This is a genomic window from Streptomyces sp. URMC 126 (assembly GCF_051386555.1).
Lineage (GTDB): Bacteria > Actinomycetota > Actinomycetes > Streptomycetales > Streptomycetaceae > Streptomyces.
In genome coordinates, this window is record NZ_JBPQTX010000638.1 from 1 (window position 1) to 951 (window position 951).

A 951-nucleotide genomic window follows, 5' to 3' on the forward strand; every position below is an offset into this window, starting at 1 on the left:
AGTCATGGGTGAGGCGGTCGGGGAGAGGCGAATGCTGTGGCTGTCGGTCGTGGGTGGAGTTGGGTGTAAGGGGCGGCTGTCGGGGCGTGGAGCCCCTAGGGGGCGTGGGTGGCCGTAGGGATCCGTGGAGCGGCAGGAAGGTGTGCACCCCTAGGGGGACTTTGATGGCCCTTACGGTTCCCCTAAGGGGCCTCGTGGTTCTTGGGGAACCGTAAGGGCCACGGAAAGGGCGGGCGGTGGTGGTGAGGACGCCCGCCGCCGCCCGCCCGGGCCCGGCCCGCCTGGGGGACCGCCGACCCCTGGTCGGGCGCGGACGCTTCCGCCGACCCCGTCGGCAGAGCCCTGGGGCGGACGCACTCGCCGGACGGGGACTGGTCCGGGCGTCCGCTCGTCACGCGGCCGTCTCTCACGTCACCGTGACGGACCCCCGCATCGAGGGATGGAGGGAGCAGTGGTACGGGAACCTGCCGTGCACGGCGAAGGTATGGGAGAAGGTCCCCCGCGGCGGGAACGGGGCCGAGTCGAACGAGCCGTCGTCCGCGCTCACCGTGTGATCGCTGTCGTTCTCGTCGTTGGTCCAAGTGACCGTCTCGCCGGCGTTCACGGTCAGTTCGCCGGGATGGAAGGCGAAGTCCCGAATGGATACTTGGGGCATGGGACGTGCTCCTCGTGTCCGGGCGCGTGGGTCCGCCCGAGTAACGAGGGACTGCCCGTCGTCGAACGTTCCCATCCGGGAATCGGTCCGGACTCACCCGGGCGGCCTCAGGCGGAGAGGTGGCGGTGCTCCTGCGATGCTCCGGTGGGTGACAGCCGCACGCCCGGGGTCCGGAGCACGGCGTGCGGCGAGGACGACGCACGGACCGCGGCGGCCGCGGGGGACGGGTCCGGCACGGGCGGTGGCGGGACTTGCGGGGTGGATGGTCCCGGCGACGGGGAGGAAGGGGACGGGGA

1 protein-coding gene is annotated in these 951 nt (G+C 72.0%); it reads right to left on the bottom strand.

Annotation, left to right across the window (positions count from 1 at the left end; genetic code table 11):
- Positions 1 to 406: 406 nt before the first annotated feature.
- The gene (locus tag ACSNOK_RS33250) at positions 407 to 655 is read right to left on the bottom strand and encodes a plastocyanin/azurin family copper-binding protein (protein ID WP_436784508.1); all 249 of its coding nucleotides are present in this window, start codon (positions 653 to 655) and stop codon (positions 407 to 409) included.
- Positions 656 to 951: the final 296 nt, after the last annotated feature.

What these genes read in the sequence shown, in the direction of transcription:
- ACSNOK_RS33250 (WP_436784508.1), bottom strand. Translation starts at nt 655, where the DNA reads ATGCCCCAAGTATCCATTCGGGACTTCGCCTTCCATCCCGGCGAACTG.